Raw genomic sequence first — 20,037 nt, forward strand, 5'->3', positions numbered from 1 at the left:
GACATCACCACCGGAGCCGAAATGTCAGGGGGCAGTAACTCGTGAGTCAGGATTCTGATCAGCGGTACAACGACGCACTTCACACGGCTGCCTCCGAGGCGAAATCCGAAGGTCATCGCGCAGCCGGCGAACAAAAACTCACGGAGTTGAGGCGCGAGCTGGACGGAATCGACGAGGTACTGCGCGCTGCAATCCGTGATCGAATCGATGTGTGTGTACGAGTAGCACACGTAAAACGCGAACACGCCATTCCGATGATGCAGCCCGGTCGGGTCGGCTTGGTGACCGAGCGCGCCCGAGAATTCGCGTCGGCGAATGGCCTGTCCCCCGACTTTCTCGAGGACCTGTACCGGTCGATGATTGCGGAGGCCTGTCGCGTCGAGGATCTGATCATCGACTCTCCGCAGCCCAACCCGGCGTCGATGGTGAACGGTAGAGGCGAGCGATGACGATCAGAACTCTGCTGGTGGACAACTACGATTCGTTCACCTACAACTTGTACAGCCTCCTTGCCGAGGTGAACGGTCGTCCACCGACTGTCGTCAAGAACGACGTGGCATGGTCTTCGCTGGATTTCGCTGCCTTCGACAACGTCGTGATCTCCCCCGGCCCCGGACGTCCTGACGTCGAGCAGGACTTCGGCATCAGTAGCCGTGTGATCACGGAGTCCGGTCTACCGGTTCTCGGTGTGTGTCTCGGACATCAAGGTATGTGCCACCTGTTCGGCGGCGAAGTCGATTTGGCACCGACACCGATGCACGGGCGGATCACCGACATCACTCATACCGGTGTGGATTTGTTCGCCGGAATACCATCTCCCTACTCGGTGGTTCGCTATCACTCCTTGGTCGTGACACGCACACCGGCCGAGTTCGAGGAAGTTGCCTGGACTCCAGACGGGTTGGTGATGGGAGTACGGCATCACAGCAAGCCGTTGTGGGGAGTGCAGTTCCACCCGGAGTCGATCAGTACCGAATACGGCCCTCAGCTCCTCGCCAATTTCCGCGATCTGACTGTGGCGCGTTCGACCGCCGCCAATGCAGCGGGCGCTCGAGACTCGATGTTCACGATCGAAACACGAACGCTCGATGGTGATTTCGACTCGGAACTGGTGTTTCAGACGCTGTTCGCGACGGGCAACAAGAGCTTTTGGTTGGACGGCAGCGCTGCTCTCGAACCCGAATGCCGGTTCACCGTCATGGGCGACTGCTCCGGCCCTCACGCAGAGTATGTGACTTACTCTGTCGCGGAAACGACAGTGACCGTGCAGTCGGCGGACGGTGCCACCGAGCGCATCCATTCGACGTTCTTCGACTACATCGACACCCAATTGCGAGAGCGAGCCACTCCCCCTCGGCACGACCTTCCGTTTTCCTTCGGCCTCGGCTACGTCGGATACCTGGGTTACGAGCTCAAGGCGGACACCGGTGGACAACTGGTGCACACCTCCGCCACGCCGGACGCCTCCATGGTGTTCTCGGACCGCGCCCTGGTCTTCGACCACCACGCCGGCACGCTCTACCTGATGGGCTTGGCCACCAGAGCCGGAGATCCTGTGTTGGCTCAGTGGTTCGACTCCGTCACGGACACGCTGCACGGACTCGCTGGACAGTCCGGAAAAGTGGCCCGATCCGATGCCGGTGCGGTCGGTACGCCCTTGCTCGGAGCCGAACACTCGCTCGAACCGCGACTGCGCCACGACCGCGCCCACTACCTCGATCTGATCGCGCAATGCCTCGCCGAGATCCGCTCCGGCGAAACTTACGAGGTCTGCCTGACCAACACTGCGACGGTGTCCGGTTCGATCGATGCGGCGGCCACGTACTCGTACATGCGCGAGATCAATCCCACCCCGTACAGCGCATTGTTGAATTTCCCGGAAGTATCCGTACTGAGTGCGTCTCCGGAACGCTTTCTGCGCATCGATGCAGATCGCATCGTAGAGTCCAAGCCGATCAAGGGGACTCGTCCCCGGGGCGCGACCACAGCGGAAGACAATGCACTCAAGGCCGACCTTGTGGCCAACGAAAAAGACAAGGCCGAGAATCTCATGATCGTCGATCTGGTGCGCAACGACCTGGCTCAGGTCTGTGTGCCGGGTTCGGTCCACGTTCCGAAGCTGTTCGACGTCGAGACCTACGCACCGGTGCATCAACTGGTGTCGACAGTGCGCGGTCGCCTTCGGGACGACGCGTCGGCTGCCGACTGTATTCGCGCGGCATTCCCGGGTGGATCCATGACCGGTGCCCCGAAGATCCGCACCATGGCAATCATCGACAAGCTCGAAGACGGTCCGCGCGGCGTGTACTCGGGTGCAATCGGTTACTTCTCGATCACCGGCACAGCGGACTTCTCGATCGTCATCCGCACGATCGTGGCCACCGAACACGAAGTGACCTACGGTGTCGGCGGCGCGATCGTCGCACTTTCCGATCCCGACGAGGAATTCGAAGAGACGATGGTCAAAGCTGTGTCGATGCGCCGTGCGCTGAACGGACCAACGAAAAACAGCGAGTAGGGCGCACGCGCCCTACTCGCTGTGTGTTCATGCACCGGCTCGACGCCGATGTGGGTTACGCAGTGGTGAAGTACTCGAAGACTGCCGGCTGAACTTCGGGGTTACCGTTCGTAATCCCGACGGCGGTACCAGCCAGGGTGCCGATTACAGTTCCGATGATGCATCCGGCGACGATGCCCGGGAAAATCGAGACGCACCCGATGGCGAGACCGAGTCCTGCACCGATTGCCGTTCCGACACCGCCGCCGTTGTTCCAACCGATTGCCAGCTGGTTGACCATGTTGTCGAATGCCTGCTGCTTGGTTCGCGGACCTGCAACGTCAGCGACGGGGACAGTCTGTGGAGTCAACGTCAACTCGCGACCCTCGGCACCGATCAGGGGCGCGATCGAGTAGACGGTGCCATTGATGGTGTATTCGAGTGGGACCGACGCGATGGTGACACCGGCCTGGTCGATGACCGACACAGTCTCGCTGGTGGCATCGATGCGGAACAGTCCGGCGTCGAGGAGTGTGGTGACGGTTCCGTCCGGGTTGACTGCCGTCTGGTAGTTCACCGAATCCGATGACGGATCTGCTACGGCGTGGCCCGCCCCGGTGGCTACCGCAGCGGTCAACGCCACCGCGACCGTTGCTGTTCTGATCAGTTTCACTGTGTCCCCTGGTAGTAGTAATTCGCATTCGACCGCATTGGTACCGAACGCCGATGGTATTCGTACGGGTGCTCCCCGAGATGAAGAACACGCCAAACGTTATTCAGATGTATTCCCCAAATGGAAATCGACGATGGGCGCGATCACGTCGGCCGCATCGGCATTGGTCATTTCGTTGTGGAACACCTCGACGTCGTGGATGACAATATCGCCTGTCACGTACGGTCGCCATTCCTGAGGTGATCTGACAATTCCGTCGCTTGCACCCTTCGTTGCGGAAAAGAACAAAACATCTCCGTCGAACACGTCCGGGACGAACTCGGCCATTATGCGGGTCGAGTTCTCGAAGCCGGCGTTGATCCTTCGCAGATGATCGGCGGTGACTCCGGTCGTCTGCCCCAGCGACTCATCGAGCAGTTCGACGCCTCGCTCGTACGTCAACGGCTCGGCCGCCGACTGAGCCGTCAGGTCGAGCCCCAAGCCGGCCAGCAGATTCTCCACGCTCAACGCTCCGTCGATCGCGTCGTCGTCGTGGCCGTCGACGTAGCTGTCCAGCAGCGCGAGAGTACGAACCTCGCTGCCGGTGCTGCGCAACTCCACGGCGATCGCGTGGGCGAGCGAGCCGCCGAGCGACCATCCGAGCAGGTGATACGGACCCACCGGCTGGACGGCGCGAATTTCGTCGGCGTATCGATGGGCGAGGTCGCGAATCGAGCCGAAGGTCGTCCCTTCCACGATGCTCGGCAGCTGCAGGCCGTACACCGGACGGTCGTCGGTCAGTTTCGAGACGATACCGGCGTATCCCCACGACAACCCGATGCCGGGGTGGACGCAGAACATCGGTGCCTTCGACCCTGTGCTGCGCAGCGGAATGACCACTCCGAACACCGAATCGAGATCGGCACCCGCGGCGTCCGCGTCGGAGGCGATCCGCGCAGCCAGGCCGGCCGGTGTCGGATCGACGAACAGCGCCTGCAGGGGTACTCGAACCCCGATGGCGTTTTCGATGGCCGGCACAATTTTCGTTGCCACCAGCGAGGTTCCGCCGAGCTCGAAGAAGTTGTCGTCCATGCCGACTCGCTCCACACCGAGGACCTGGGCGAACGCGTCGGCGATCGCAGCTTCCGCGTCGGTACTCGGTGCCCGGTACGGAGTGGTCGACACCGTCAGCTCCGGTATCGGTAGTGCCCGACGGTCGAGCTTGCCCACAGGCGTGAGTGGAATGTCCTCGAGCTCGATGATGGTCGACGGAACCATGTGGCGCGGAAGCAGCTTGGCCACTCGATCGCGCAGAGATTCTGCGTCGATCGTCGCGCCGTCTGCCGCCAGTACGTAGGACACGAGGACTGTGTCACCGGACGCAGCCGTGTGTCCGATCGTGGCGGCGAATCCGACCTGATCCTGCTCGGTGAGGGCAGAGTCGATCTCGCCGAGCTCGATGCGGAAGCCGCGCACCTTGACCTGGAAGTCACTGCGCCCGACGAACTCGACGCTACCTGCGCTTCCCCAGCGCACGACATCTCCGGTCCGGTACATCCGATCCCCAGGAGTACCGAATGGATCGGCGACGAAGCGTTCGGACGTCAGTCCGAACCGATCGAGGTAACCACGGGCTGTACCGGGACCGGCGATGTACAGCTCTCCCGGCACACCCGCGGGAACTGCGCGGAGCCGCGAATCGAGAACCATGTAGCGGAATCCGATTGCGGGTTTTCCGACGTCGACCACGCCGCCGGGTACGAGCGGACCACCGACGCTGGCCTGGATCGTGGTCTCGGTCGGACCGTAGCCGTTGAACATCCTGCGTCCCGGTGCCCATCTCGCCACCAGTTCCGGCGTGCAGGCTTCGCCGCCGACGGCCAGCACTCGGACGGTGCCGAGCCTCGACTCGTCGATCGACGACAGCGCGGCAGGCGTCAGGAACGCGTGTGTGACGTGTTCGGCTTCGAGCAGGTCGGCCAGCTCACCGCCACCGAAGACCCCGGGCGGCACGATCACGACCGTGGCTCCGACTCCGAATGCCATCGTCAGTTCGTAGATCGACGCGTCGAAACTCGGTGAGGCGATGTGCGAAACCCGCGAATCCCTGGTGGGACGGAACCGCTCGAGGACCTCGGCCTGCAGATTGGCCAAGCCGCGATGGCGCACCGCGACACCCTTGGGCCTTCCGGTCGAACCCGAGGTGTAGATCAGGTAGGCGGGGTGGTCGATGTGAAGGGTGGCAGTTCGCTCGGTATCGGTCACGGCGTCCGCCGGGTAGCGCGACAACTCGGCCGAGATCTCGGGATCGTCCAGAACCAGCCACGGGACGGTGTCGGGCAGCGATTGCCTGCTGTCGATGTCGGTCAGACCCATGGCGGCGTGGGAATCTTCGAGCATGTGCGTGATTCGATCCGCCGGGTAGTTCGGATCGACGGGCAGGAACGCGGCACCGGTCTTGGCGACCGCCCACACCGACAGCACCGATTCGATAGATCGAGGCAGCGCCAACGCGACGAAAGTTTCGGGACCGACGCCGTAGTCGATCAGCATCCGAGCGATCCGATTCGACCAACTGTCGAGGTCGGCGTAGGACAGGCTCACACCCCGGTATGTCAGGGCGACCGCATACGGGTCGAGAGCTACCGACGCGGCCAGTAGCTCCGGCCAGGTCCGAACTGCGACATCTGTCTTCCCTCGCGCCGGTGCCAACGCCTTCTGCTCGTCGGTGTCGAGGATTTCGATGTCTCCGACAACCGTGTGGCGGTCGCGCCCGACAGCATCGAGTACACGGATCAGTCGACCCGCGATCGCCTCGACGCTGGCTGCATCGAACAGTGATGTTGCGTAATCGAAGGCTGCCTCGAAGCCGGCCGGACGACCTTCGTCGTCGAACGTCTCGGACAGCAGCAACTGAAGATCCTGCTTGGCAACCGGAACGTCGAAGTCGAAGCCTTCGACGCGTAGGCCGGGTAGCTCGATCGAGGCCTTTTCGTTGTTCTGGAACGACAGCGCCACCTGTGAAAGCGGCGCATAGGCCGTCGAGCGAGTGGGGTTGAGAACCTCGACGATTCTCTCGAACGGCATCTCGGTGTGATCGAAGGCGTCGAGATCGTGTGCCTTGACCTGGTTCAGCAGATCACCGAACGTCACGGATTCGTCCACTCGGCTCCGCAGCACGAGCGTGTTGACGAACATACCGACGAGGCCGTCGAGGGCCGCGTCCCCGCGTCCGGCAACCGGGGTGGTGATCGCGATGTCGTCGGTGCCGCTCAGCCGAGCCAGAACCACCGCGAATGCCGCATGCAGGACCATGAACATACTGACGCTCTGCTCGCGAGTGATCTCGACGAGCGTCCGATGGATGTCGACATCGACCGTGAAGCGAACTCGGCCTCCGCGGAAGTCCTGAGTGGTCGGTCTCGGTCGATCGGTCGGCAACGGCAACACGTCGGGAAGGCCGGCGAGTGCTGTGGACCAATGCGCGAGCTGCGCCGCCGCCACACTCGACGCGTCCTTCTCGTCTCCGAGCAAAGAACGCTGCCAGATCGTGTAGTCGGCGTATTGGACGGGTAGCGGTTGCCACTCCGGCGCGCGTCCTGCACTGCGAGCCGAGTACGCGAGAACTACGTCGCGAGCCAAAGGTGCCATCGACGCGCCGTCGGCTGCGATGTGGTGCACCACCATCGCGAGCACGAAGACCGGATCGCCGGCGTCGTCGCCGGCACCGAGCACCTCGAACAGCTCGACATGTACCGGGATTTCGCTGGTCACGTCGAACCCTCGACCGGCCAGCAGAGCCACGCGGTCGGTCAGCACTCCGGCATCGATCTGTTCGGATTCGACTGCCGGCGCGACATCGGTAGCCGGATGGACCAGCTGCTCCGGGAATTCGGGGCCATCGGGGAATGTCGTGCGCAGCGACTCGTGGCGTTCGAGAACATCGACCACCGCCGCGGCCAACGCGGCAGTGTCCAGCTGTCCGGTCAGTTTCACTACCAACGGCACGTTGTATGCCGCCGACGAGGTGTCGAACTGGTTGATGAACCACATACGTTGCTGAGCGAGCGAGAGCGGAATGTGCTCCGGACGCACCACGGCAACCAGAGCCGGACGCTGCGTTCGAGTGTCTGCGCTGCCGACCGCGTTCGCCAATCCCGACACCGTGGGCGTCTCGAAGATCGTGCGAACGCCGATCGCGCTGTCGAATTCCGAATTGAGCCGAGCGATCACCCGGGTAGCGCTGAGCGAGTCGCCGCCGAGCTCGAAGAAGCTGTCGTCGGCGCCGACTCGGTCGACTTCGAGGATCTCGGCGAACACAGCCGCGACGGTCAGTTCGGCAGGCGTGCTCGGCTCACGGTAGGACGTGGCCGATCCGAATTCCGGAATCGGCAGTGCAGCGCGGTCGAGCTTGCCGACGGGAGTCAAGGGAATCGACTCGAGCACCACGATGGCGCTGGGCACCATGTGAGACGGCAACGCAGCCGCGAGATGATCACGCAGGACCACGGTGTCGAACGTGTCGACGGACTCTGCCGGGCTATCACCCGTCAAGCGCACGTATGACACGAGAACAGTCGCCCCTGACGGCCCCGGTGTGCCGAAGGTCGCAGCGAAATCGACCGCAGGATGCGCCGAGAGCGCAGCGTCGATTTCGCCGAGTTCGATGCGGAATCCACGCACCTTGACCTGGGAATCGCTTCTGCCGACGTACTCGATGGTCAGATCTGCCGACCACCGCACGACATCGCCGGTGCGGTACATCCGCGCGCCGGGCCCACCGAACGGATCGGCGACGAATCGCTCTGCCGTCAGGCCCATTCGATCGTGGTAACCACGGGCCAAGCCGACACCTGCGAGGTACAGCTCTCCGGCCACCCCGACGGGAACGGGCTGCAGCCGTGAATCCAGGACCACCTCGTACACGCCGCGCACGGGTCCGCCGATCGACACCGGCTCGCCGGCAACCATCGGTGCACTGATGTTGGACATGATCGTGGCCTCGGTCGGTCCGTACCCGTTGAACAGGTTGCGGCCGGGGGCCCACTTGCCGACCAACTCGGCCGGGACGGCCTCGCCGCCGACGACGACGTCGGCGAACGAGTCGAGACCGCTCGGGTCGACAGATGCCAACGCAGACGGAGTGATGAATCCGTGTGTGACCGCTTCCGATGCCAGCAACGATGCGAGTTCTTCGCCGCCGTACACCGTTGGCGGAACGATCACCATCGTGGCACCGACGCCGAATGCGAGCAAATATTCGAGCACGGAGGCATCGAAGCTCGGCGACGAAACGTGAAGCGTACGAGAGTCTTTCGTGACCCCGTATCGCTCGCGCTGCTCGGTCGCGAAATTGTCGAGGCCGGAGTGGGTGACCACGACCCCCTTCGGGACGCCGGTCGAACCCGACGTGTAGATCGTGTACGCCGCGCTTTCGAGAGTGACACGACCGTGACGCTCGCTGTCGGCTATGGGCTCGTCGCTGACAGCGTTCGGGCCGTTCGTGGCGAGATCGTCCAGAACGATCCACGGCACGGTCGACGGCAGGTCGTCGAGATGGGCACGGGTGGTGACACCGAAGCTCGCGCCGGAGTCCGCCAGCATGTGCTCGATGCGATCGGCCGGGTAGTTCGGATCGACCGGGACGAATGCGGCGCCGGACTTGGCGACCGCCCACACGGTCAGCACGGACTCGATGGACCGTGCGATGCCGAGCGCGACGAAAGTCTCGGTACGAACGCCGTGGTTCAGCAGAATTCGAGCGAGCCTGTTCGACCGTCGGTCCAGCTCTCGGTACGTCAGTTCTCCGTCGACACTGCGCAACGCGATGGCGGCCGGGTCGATGGCTGCGGCGTCGGAGAAGATGTCCGGCAACAACCGTGTCGAACGGCCGTCCGGTCCGAATACCGGTGCCAAGGCCGCGAATTCGGATTCGGCGAGCAGGCCGAGCCGAGCCACGGGCCGTTGTTCGTCCGCCAGTACCGCACCGAGTACTCGCTCGACTCGATCGACGATGGCGTCGACGTCCTCGAGCTCGAACAGTTCGGGCAGGTACTTGGCCTTGAGGTTCAGGCGCTCGTCGACGGACGAGACCAGAGTCAATGGGTAGTGCGCAGCATCGGTTCCGAGAATGTCCGTTACCTGCATGCCTGCGAAATCTGTTGCCGCAGAAGCGCCGGCTCGATCGACCGGGTACGACTCGAACACCGTCAGTGTGTCGAAAGCGACCCCGGCACCAGCCGCGCGCTGGATGTCGGTCAAGCCGAGGTAGTGGTGGTCGAGCAGCGAAGCCTGCTCCGCCTGCACACGATCGACGAGAGCGCCGAGCGTCTCGTTCGGATCGAGTGTGACCCGAACGGGCAGCGTATTGATGAAGAGCCCGATCATTGCCTCGATGCCGGGGACCTCCGGAGGACGTCCCGACACGGTCGCACCGAACACGACGTCGTCTCGACCGGTCAGCGTCGCGAGCACGATGCCCCATGCGGTCTGAACCAAAGTGTTCAGAGTCGACCCACGACGTGCAGCGAAATCGCGCAGGGCAGCTGTCGTCTCGATCGACAACGAGCGCTCGGTCTCGCGCGAGACCGTGGACAACTGCCGACCCCGATCACCGGTGACCAGCAGCGTCGGCTCCTCGACGCCGGCCATCGCGCTGACCCACTGCGCGGTGGAGATCGCGACGTCACGCTGCCGCATCCAGGTCAGGTAATCCCGATACGCGGGCACCCGCGGAAGCATCGAGTCGTCGGCCTCGGTGACGTAGAGCGTGATCAATTCCTTCACGACCAGTGGCGTCGACCATCCGTCCAACAGGATGTGGTGGTTGGTCAGCAGCAGTCGCCAATGATCGTCGGCGAGGGTGATCAGGGTGAACCGAAGCAGCGGGGCGGAGTCCATCTCGAACCGAACACCGCGATCGGCCTCGAGCACTGCTTCCAGTGCCGCCTCGACATCGGCTTCACCGCGCAGATCGACCTCGGACCAGGGAACGGTGACCGATTTCTGCACGATCTGCAGAGACTCTCCGGTGCTGTTGTTTACGAACGCTGCTCGCAGGTTCGGATGACGAGAGACGAGCTTGTCGACAGCGGAGTGCATCCGCGCCGCATCGACGGTCCCGCGCAGTTCGAGGCCGAGCTGAACCATGTAGGCGTCCACGCCTGCAGTGTCGCTGCCGACCTCGCCCGCGAGACGCGCATGGAACAGCAATCCGGCCTGCAGTGGCGACATCGACCACACGTCGTCGAGATCGGGGAATCGCGTCTCCAGCACCTCGATGGAGCGCTGATCGATGTCGACCAATTCCAGATCCGACGGAGTGAAACCACCCGCATCCTCGGACGAGGCGTGCTCGGTGATCGCGGTGAGGGCTTGCGTCCACAACTCGATCAAACGATCGACCTCGTCGGCACCGAGAATGCCTGCCGGGAACGCGAAGGTCGCGTCCAACCGCGGACCGTCGGGTGTGGACGTCGTGACGGCATTGATGTCCAACGCGGCCGGGACGGGCATGTCCGGGTTCTGCGCGTCGCCCAGTTCCGCGTCGGCCACGGGAATCCAGCCGACATCGGCCATGCCCTCGGTCGATCCGGTCGAGAAGCGCCCGAGATAGTTGAAACTGACCTGCGGGGCGGAGTAGCCGGACAAAGCGTCGGTTCCCACTGGATCGAGGTACCGCAGCATGCCGTAGCCGATGCCGTGATCGGGAATCTCGAGTAGTTGCTCCTTGACGGCCTTGATCAGCGCTCCGGCGGAATCTCCGCCCGACAACGCGTCGGCGATGTCCACGGTGGCGAGGTCGAGCCGCACCGGGAAGATCGTGGTGAACCAGCCGACAGTCCTGCCGAGATCGGCACCGGGCACCACAGCGTCCTCACGCCCGTGGCCTTCCAAGGTGATCAGCGCGGTCCGTACCGCGGCACCGCGTTCGCGACGCCAAGCGGTCAGAGCCAAGGCCAGTCCGGCCAGGAGGCCGTCGTTGACGCTGCCACGGAAGACCTCGGGGACGGTCGTGAGCAGTCGCTCGGTCACCTCGACCGGCAGCGAGGTGCGGATCCGCTGCACGGTCGCGTCGACGTCGACGCTCTTGTCCAGTGGGCGCGAACCGATGGTCGGATCCGGGCCGTCGAGGATGCGCTGCCACAACTGGAGTTCGGTCGTGCGGCTTGCGGTGACCTCGGTCAATCCGGTCGACCACCGCCGCATGGAGGTGCCGATCGGTGCCAGCACAGGTTCGTCGCCGGCAACGATCTGGCTCCATGCCGTCGCGAGATCCGGAACGATGATTCGCCAGGACACGCCGTCGATGACGAGGTGATGCGCGACGATCAGAAGTCGGCCGGACCCATCGGAGCCCCGGAACCACACCATCTGCACCATGACACCGTCAGCGGGGACCAATCGATCTGCTGCGGCATCGAGTTCCGTTGCGGCACGGGACGAGAAGTCGGCACCGTGGATCGAATCCACGGAGACCGCATGGATGACCGACGAGGAAGACACCGCGCCGATCGGAGCTACTTCCTCGTGCCAGATGCCGTCGGCGTCGACGAACAGCCTCGACCGCAGCATGTCGTGGCGATCGAGTACTGCTTGAACGGTGCGCTCGAGCGTGTGGCGATCGATATCGACCGGCAGCTGAAGCAATGCGGTCTGGGTGTAGCGACCGAAGTCGTTGCTGCGGTCCAACATCCACCGAACGACCGGTGTCAGCGGGAGCGGGCCCACTCCCCCACCTTCGAGCTCGTCCAGCACTACGGCGTCGCCACCGAGAACAACGACCTCGGCCAAAGCAGCGACGGTCTTGCGCTCGAAGATGTCGCGTGGGGCCAGAACGAGGCCGGCGGCCTTGGCGCGCGAGACGAGCTGAATGGACATGATGCTGTCGCCGCCGAGAGCGAAGAAGGAATCGTCGACGCCGACCGCGTCGAGCCCGAGGACGTCGGCGAACAGGCCGGCAAGAATGGACTCGACTTCGGTTGCGGGCAAACGGCTTTCGGTGACGTTGGCGGAGAAGTCCGGAGCGGGCAGGGCGCGGCGATCGAGCTTCCCGTTGGCGGTCAGTGGCAACTCGTCCAGCACGATCAGGGCCGCGGGCACCATGTACGACGTCAGTGTGGTGCCCACGAAATCGAGAACGGCAGAATGGTCCAGTGTCCGGCCTGCTTCGGCGACGACGTAGCCGATCAGACGATCACCGAAGCCGTCGTCGCGTACCGACACCACGGAGGCCGCGACGCCGTCGAATGCGAGCAGGGCGCTTTCGATCTCGCCGAGTTCGATGCGGAATCCGTTCAACTGGACCTGCATGTCACTGCGGCCGAGGTATTCGAGTGCCCCGTCGCGATTCCACCTGGCGGTGTCACCGGTGCGGTACATCCGTGATCCCGCCGCGCCGGATGGATCTGCCACGAAGCGGGTGGCCGACAGCCCGGTCCGGCCGAGGTAGCCGCGAGAGAGCTGTGCCCCGGAGACGTACATTTCCCCGGTCACACCCGGCGGCACAGGATTGAGACGGGTGTCGAGGACGGCGACGCTCAATGCCGGAATTGCCTGACCGACGACGCTGGCCGAGGCCGAGGCGGCGAATGCTTCGGTCAGGGCCAAGTGGCTCACGTGGATCGTCGTCTCGGTGATGCCGTACATGTTGACCAGGGTCGGCGCGGATTCGTCGTGTCGGGCGTACCAGCGACCCAACTGTCCGAGATCGAGTGCCTCACCGCCGAAGATCACGTACCTCAGCGAGAGTTCTGTGCCGTCGTCGGAGGGCCCGACGGCTGCGGTGGCAGCTCTGTCGGCTTCGGCGAACTGGTAGAACGCTGTCGGTGTCTGGTTGAGCACCGTGACCTTCTCGCGTACCAACAACTCGCGGAACAGCTCCGGCGAGCGTGCCGTGTAGTAATCGACGACGACGAGAGTCCCGCCGTGCAGCAAGGGTCCCCACAGCTCCCACACCGAGAAGTCGAACGCGTACGAGTGGAACATCGTCCAGACGTCGCGGTCGTCGAATTCGAACAGCTCGGCAGTGTTGGCAAAGAGGGTGGCCACGTTGCGGTGTGCGATCTGCACGCCCTTGGGGCGGCCGGTACTTCCCGAGGTGTAGATGACGTACGCGATCGAATCTGCGTTGGTTCTCCCCGAACGATCTGCATCGGTCAGCGGGTTGCCCGAGACGTTGCTGAGCTCGGCCATCAGTTCCGGTGAATCGACGAGAAGGGTATCGAGATCGGAGGCCGGTACCGCTGCGCTGTCGGCGACGGTGGAGATCACGCAGACGGGCGAAGCGTCTTCGAGCATGAACGCAAGCCGGTCGGCGGGGTACGAGACGTCGATGGGCAGATACCCGCCGCCGGACTTGATGACCGCGAGCAGAGCCACGATCAGTTCCTCGTTGCGCGGCATCGCGACCGCCACGAGCGATTCCGACGTCACCCCGCGAGCGACGAGAACTCTGGCGAGTCGGCTCGAACGTTCGTCCAGTTCGGCGTAGGTCATCGAACGATCACCGAAGACGACGGCGCGTGAATCCGGGAATTGTGCAGCGGCAGAAGCGAACCGATCGGCCAAAGTCGCATCGTCCGCGGCGATGCCCGCATGGTTCCATTCGTTCGTCATCGCATCGAGCTCGCCGGGGAGCAGCACGTCGACGTCTCCGACGACACTCTCGGGATCGGCCGTCACTGCGGCGAGCACTGCCCCGAATCGCGCCGAGAATTCCTGGACCGAGGATTCCTCGAACAGATCGACCGCGTACGTGATCGCGGCCGTCATCCCTGACGGTGCACCGGACTCGTCGAACTGCTCTGCAACGGTCAGTTGCAGATCGAACTTCGCCACGTGTGCATCGATGTCGACGGCTTCCACCGTGAGTTCCGGCAGTTCGAGCGTCGCCGAGGTGTTGTTCTGGAATTCGAGCAGCACCTGGAACAGCGGCGAATGGTCGGTGGAGCGGGCCGGGTCGAGAACGTCGACCAACCGCTCGAACGGTACGTCGGTGTTGTCGAACGCGGCCAGATCGGCAGCGCGCGTGGAACGAAGCAGGTCGGTGAACGAGAGCTTCGGTGCGACCTCGGTGCGCAGAACCAACGTTCCGACGAACATGCCGACCAGGTCGTCGAGTGCTGCGTCGCCGCGTCCGGCGATCGGAGTGCCGACCGCGATGTCCTCGGTGCCACTGATGCGGGCCATCAGGATCGACCATGCCGCGTGCACGGCCATGAAGACCGTTGCCTCGTTGCTACGAGCGATGTCGATCAGCGCTGCATGAGTGTCACGATCGATCTCGAACCGAACACTGTTGCCGCGCAACGACTGGCGGGCGGGTCGTGGATGATCCAGCGGCAGCGGGAGTACCTCGGGCAGGTCCGCCAGGGCGGTCTTCCAGAAGTTCAACTGCTGCGCAGCCAGCGAGGAGGGATCGGACTCGTCGCCGAGCACCGCGCGCTGCCATACTGCGAAGTCCGCGTACTGGACGTCGAGTGGGGCCCACATCGGCGCGGTATCCGCGGTGCGAGCTCCATAGGCCACCATCACATCTCGCGCCAGCGGTGCCATCGATGCTCCATCGGCGGCGATGTGATGCACGACGATCGAGAGCACGAACTGGTCGGGAGCCAGCCGGTACAGGACCGCGCGGAACGGCAGATCGATCGAGACATCGAATCCCGTGGCGGCAGCAGCGGAGATGGCCGATACGACATCGGCGGGATCGAGATCGACGACCTGCAGTTCTGTGCTCGCCGTCTCGACGTCGAGAATGTTCTGCTCGGGTCGTTCCCCACGGGTGGGGAAGACCGTGCGCAGCGACTCGTGTCGCTGCAAGACGTCGGCTACGGCCGCACTCATCGCAGCGATGTCGAGTCGACCCGTCAGACGCACCGCGAGCGGGATGTTGTATGCCGCCGAGGTCACATCGAATTGGTTGATGAACCACATCCGTTGCTGAGCCAGGGACAACGGAATCGAATCCGGTCGCGGCTGCGCGACGAGTGCGGGACGGCGAACCGTGCCGACCGAGTCGCTCTGCACACGAACTGCAAGCGACTCGACGGTCGGTGCCTCGAACAATGCACGCACGCTGATGGCGGTGTCGAGCGCCGAGTTGACTCGTGCGGTGAGTCTGGTGGCACTGAGGGAGTCGCCGCCCAGATCGAAGAAGCTGGAGTCGATTCCGACCGCGTCGATCCCGAGTACCTCGCCGAAGATGTCGGCGATGACTCGCTCGGTCTCGTTGCGCGGCGCACGCGAGTCGGTTCCGAGATGGAGCTCGGGCGCGGGCAGTGCATTGCGGTCCAACTTGCCGGCCGGGGTCAACGGAATCGACTCCAGCGCGACGAAGGCGGTCGGGATCATATGGGTGGGAAGCGAATTCGAGACGTGGGTACGCAGCGCCGCTGCATCGACCTGCCGGCCGGGAAGCGGCAGTACGTAAGCGACCAGAATAGTGTTTCCGGTCGGGCCGTCGACGCCGACCGTGGTGGCGAACTCGACATTCGGATCATCGGTCAGGACAGCATCGATCTCGCCCAACTCGATGCGGAAACCGCGCACCTTGACCTGGAAGTCGCTACGTCCGACGTACTCGAGCGTTCCGGAATCGGTCCATCGCACGACATCTCCGGTGCGGTACATCCGAGCGCCCGGCTCGCCGAACGGGTCGGCGACGAATCGCTCCGCCGTCAGACCGAATCGGCAATGGTATCCACGCGCCAGTGCCGGCCCGGCGAGGTACAGCTCACCCGCAACACCGACCGGCACGGGGTGCAACCGTGCGTCGAGCACGACCTCACTGAAACCGATTGTCGGAGAGCCGATATCGATGGGCGAGTCGACGTGCAGCTGGTCGCTGATGGACGAGAAGATCGTGGCTTCGGTGGGACCGTAGGCATTGAACATACGACGGCCCGGTGCCCAGCGTGCGACGAGCTCGGGCGGGCACACGTCACCACCGGTGGCAACGACACGCAACTCGGTCAGGCCCTCCGGATCGACCGAAGCCAGCGCAGCGGGGGTGACGAACGCATGCGTGACGTGTTGTTCGGCGAGCAATGCAGCCAGCTCGATGCCGCCGTAGACCGACGTCGGTGCGATGACCATGGTCGCGGCACCGGAGAACACCAGGATCAGTTCGAGAATGGAGGCATCGAAGCTCGGCGAGGCGAATGCGAGAACGCGAGCGTCGGGGGTCACCTCGAAACGGGTGCGCTCTTCCTCCGCCAGATTCGCCAGGCCACGATGGGTGACGGTGACGCCCTTGGGCACACCGGTCGAGCCCGAGGTGTAGATCAGATAGGCGGCTTGGTCGATGTGCATCGGGCCGGTGCGGTCCTCGTCGCGGACCGGGGTGGTCGAGCGATCGGCCAGTTCGGCGCTGGTGTCGTCGTGGTCGAGCACAGTCCACCGGGCGGAGCCCAGACCCTCGACCGCGGCCACATGTGTGGACAGTGTGACGCCGATGGACGCGTTGGAATCGACGAGCATGTGCTCGACGCGATCGCGTGGGTAGCTCGGATCGATCGGCAGGAAGGCCGCGCCGGTCTTGGCGACCGCCCAGATTCCGAGAACGGAGTTCACCGATCGCGGTAGAGCCAGTGCGACAACGGTTTCCGGTCCAGCGCCGCGCGCGATCAGGACCCGTGCGAGAGCAGACGATCTGGCGTCGAGCTCGGCATAGTCGACGCTCTCGTCCTCGCTGGTCAAGGCGATACCACCGGCGTTCGCGGCGACAGCATCCGAGAAGATCTCCCGCAGCAGTCGAGCATTCGCCGAGGCCGGGCCACGAACCGGGGCCAATCGGCCCAGCTCGTCCTCGGACAGCAGCGACAGTGATCCGACGCGTCGGTCGGTGTCGGTGGCGATGGCGTCGAGCACTCGCACAATTCGGTCGACGGTGGCCAGAACGACGTTGTGCTCGAACAGTTCCGGAAGGTACTTGGCCTCGATGTGCAGTCGATCGTCGACCATGGCCACGAGCGTCAGCGGATACTGAGCCGTGTCGCTGCCGTCGTGTACGTCGTGCACGCGCATTCCGGCGAGGTCGGTCTCTGCCGACAGTCCCGCACGGTCCATCGGATACGACTCGAACACCGTCAGGGTGTCGAATGCGACGGCGGGTCCCACAGCGCGCTGAATATCGGTGAGGCCGAGGTAGTGGTGGTCGAGCAGTGCTGCCTGCTCGGCCTGCACCCGGTCGAGGTACTCGCCGAGTGTCTCGGCCGGATCGAGTACGACTCGGACCGGCAAGGTGTTGATGAACAGTCCGACCATCGACTCGATGTCCGAGACCTCCGGCGGTCGTCCGGACACGGTCGCACCGAACACCACGTCGGAGCGTCCGGTGAGAGTGCCGAGGACCATCGCCCACGACGCCTGCACCATCGAGTTCATCGTCACGCCGCGGGCACGAGCGACAGCCCGCAGCCGGTCGGTCTGTTCGGTGTCCAACGACACGAGGGCGCGGCCGGCCAACGTCGACTCCTGGCGCCGACTCTCGACCGGTGTCAACAGGGTCGGCTCGGACAGCCCGGCGAGCGCGTTCGTCCACGCATCCCGCGCCGACGAACGATCACGCTTGGCCAACCACGACAGGTAGTCGCGGTAGGCGGGGACGCGAGGGAGCAGGGTGTCGTCGCCGTCGACCACGTACAGCGTGAGCAGGTCCTTGAGAAGCAGTGGTGTCGACCAGCCGTCCAGCAGGATGTGGTGGTTGGTCATCACCAAACGCCACTCACCCGGTGCCGAGGCGATGAGCATGAAGCGCAACAGAGGTGCCTGCGCCATGTTGAATCGAGTGTCTCGATCCTCGTGCTCGATGCGTCCGACCTCGGCGGCCCGATCATCGGGACTCAGATCCGTCAGGTCGATCGACGTCCACGGCACGTCCACACCGTGGTGCACGATCTGGATGGACTCGCCGTCGTTGTTGTGCACGAAGGCGGTGCGCAGGTTGGCGTGTCGTCGCAGTAGCGCCTGAGCAGCACGGCGGAATCGCGACTCGTCGACGTCTCCGCGCAGTTCCAGTACAAGTTGCACGATGTAGGCATCCACGGACTGATCCGACAATTCCGCATGGAACAGCAGACCGGCCTGCAAAGGCGTCATGGACCAGATGTCGTCCAGCGTCGGGTAGACCCGTTCGAGGTCGTCGATGGAACTCTGGTCGAGCTGGACCAGGTCGAGATCGGACGGTGTGAAGCCACCCGCACCGGGCTGCTGGGCAAGCGTGGTCAGCGCGGTCAGAGCCTGACGCCACAGCTCGGCGAGCTCGGAGACCTCGCCGGCTTCGAGTACACCGGAGGGGAAAGCAAACGTTGCTTCCAGGCGCGGGCCGGTCGGTGTTGCAGTGGTGACTGCATTGATGTCGAGCGCAGCGGCGACCGGCAGATCCTGGTCCTGCGAATCGCCGACGCCGGAATCGTCTACCGGAAGCCAGCCGTGTCCGCGAAGTTCGTCCGGAATGTCGGTGCTGTAGCGCCCGAGGTAGTTGAAACTGACCTGTGGAGCCGGGAAGTCGCGTAGAGCGGCCCCGCCGTCCTCGTCCAGGTAGCGCAACATGCCGTAACCGATTCCGTGATCCGGTACGGCCAGCAGCTGTTCCTTGACCGACTTGATCAGACGCGCTGCGTCGCCACCACCGGCGAGAGCGTCGTCGAGATCGATGCCGTCGAGGGTCAGCCTGAGTGGGTAGATCGTGGTGAACCAACCGACGGTGCGGCTGAGGTCGGCACCCGGTACTACGTGGTCCTCGCGGCCGTGACCCTCCAGAGAGATGAGTGCGTCGGCGACGACAACTCCGCGGTTTCGCCGCCACACGGCGGTCGCCAGTGCGAGTGCAGCCAGCAGTCCGTCGTTGACACTGCCGTGGAATGCCTCGGGCAGCGCCGTCAAGAGGCCTTCGGTGACGTCGGTGGACAGCGTCAACTCGACCTTGTCCACCGTTCGATACACGTCGATCTCTCGGTCGAGCGCGCGCGATCCGATCAGCGGGTCGGGTTGCGCCAACACCTCGCGCCAGAACGGTAGTTCCTCGCCGCGGGTCGCGGTGACCTCACGGAGCCCGTGAGACCAACGGCGCATGGAGGTGCCGATCGGAGCCAGTTCCGGAGTGTTTCCACCGATGATCTGGGCCCACGCCGACGCGAGATCCGGAACCAGGATTCGCCAGGAAACACCGTCGATCACCAGGTGGTGGGCGACGACGAGCAGACGGCTCCCCTCTGGGCCGGCGTCGAACCACACCATCTGGATCATCACACCGGAATCTGGGGCCAAGCGGCCTACCGCCGCCTCGGCCTCGGCCCTTGCCTGCTCCGAGAACTCCTGTCCCCGAACGGTTGTCGAAGAAACCCGGTGCACGACCGACTGTGCCGTCACCGATCCGACAGGAAGTACTTCCATGGCGGGGCTCTCACCGCGGTGCAGCACACCGCGGAGCATGTCGTGCTGATCGAGGACCGTCTGGACCGTGGCCTCGAGGACGCCGATTTCGATGTCGACGGGAAGTGTGAGTACGGCAGTCTGTGTGTGCTGATCCAGAACTGCGGTGCGATCGAGCATCCATGCCACGATCGGTGTCAACGGAACGTCGCCGACACCGCCGCCGGGCAATTCGTCGAGTACGACCGCAGCGGTGCCCTCGCCGGCTGCGACCACCTCGGCGAGAGCGGCAACAGTCTTGTGCTCGAACACATCTCGTGGCGACAGGGCCAGGCCTGCGGCTTTGGCCCGTGACACGAGCTGAATGGACATGATGCTGTCGCCGCCGAGCGCGAAGAACGAATCGTCGACGCCGACGCGGTCCAGTCGAAGAACCTCGGCGAACAACCCGGAGAGTGTCTTCTCGACCGCATTCTCCGCATCGCGACTCGAGGTGACCTGGGCGGACCAA

General features: G+C 64.2%; 4 protein-coding genes. 2 read left to right on the plus strand and 2 right to left on the minus strand.

The window, feature by feature from the left end; translation table 11 throughout:
• Positions 1-41 precede the first annotated feature (41 nt).
• The gene (locus tag RHODMAR_RS15830; RefSeq protein ID WP_008716237.1) at positions 42-449 is read left to right on the plus strand and encodes a chorismate mutase family protein; all 408 of its coding nucleotides are present in this window, start codon (positions 42-44) and stop codon (positions 447-449) included.
• Positions 446-2,518 (plus strand): aminodeoxychorismate synthase component I, encoded by a 2,073-nt coding sequence (gene pabB / locus RHODMAR_RS15835; protein WP_008716238.1) that lies wholly within the window; start codon positions 446-448, stop codon positions 2,516-2,518. Before RHODMAR_RS15830 ends, pabB begins: the two co-directional genes overlap by 4 nt.
• A gap of 55 nt (positions 2,519-2,573) precedes the next feature.
• Here the strand turns inward: pabB and RHODMAR_RS15840 are convergent, their stop codons facing one another.
• Together RHODMAR_RS15840 and RHODMAR_RS15845 are read right to left on the minus strand one after the other, a co-directional pair.
• Positions 2,574-3,170, minus strand: coding sequence for a glycine zipper family protein (locus RHODMAR_RS15840; protein ID WP_008716240.1), 597 nt, complete (start codon positions 3,168-3,170; stop codon positions 2,574-2,576).
• Between the two features lie 99 nt (positions 3,171-3,269).
• The coding region (locus RHODMAR_RS15845; RefSeq protein ID WP_008716241.1) for an amino acid adenylation domain-containing protein at positions 3,270-20,037 on the minus strand (16,768 nt) is incomplete at its 5' end.

The organism is Rhodococcus sp. AW25M09, assembly GCF_000333955.1.
Taxonomy (GTDB): Bacteria; Actinomycetota; Actinomycetes; order Mycobacteriales; family Mycobacteriaceae; genus Rhodococcoides.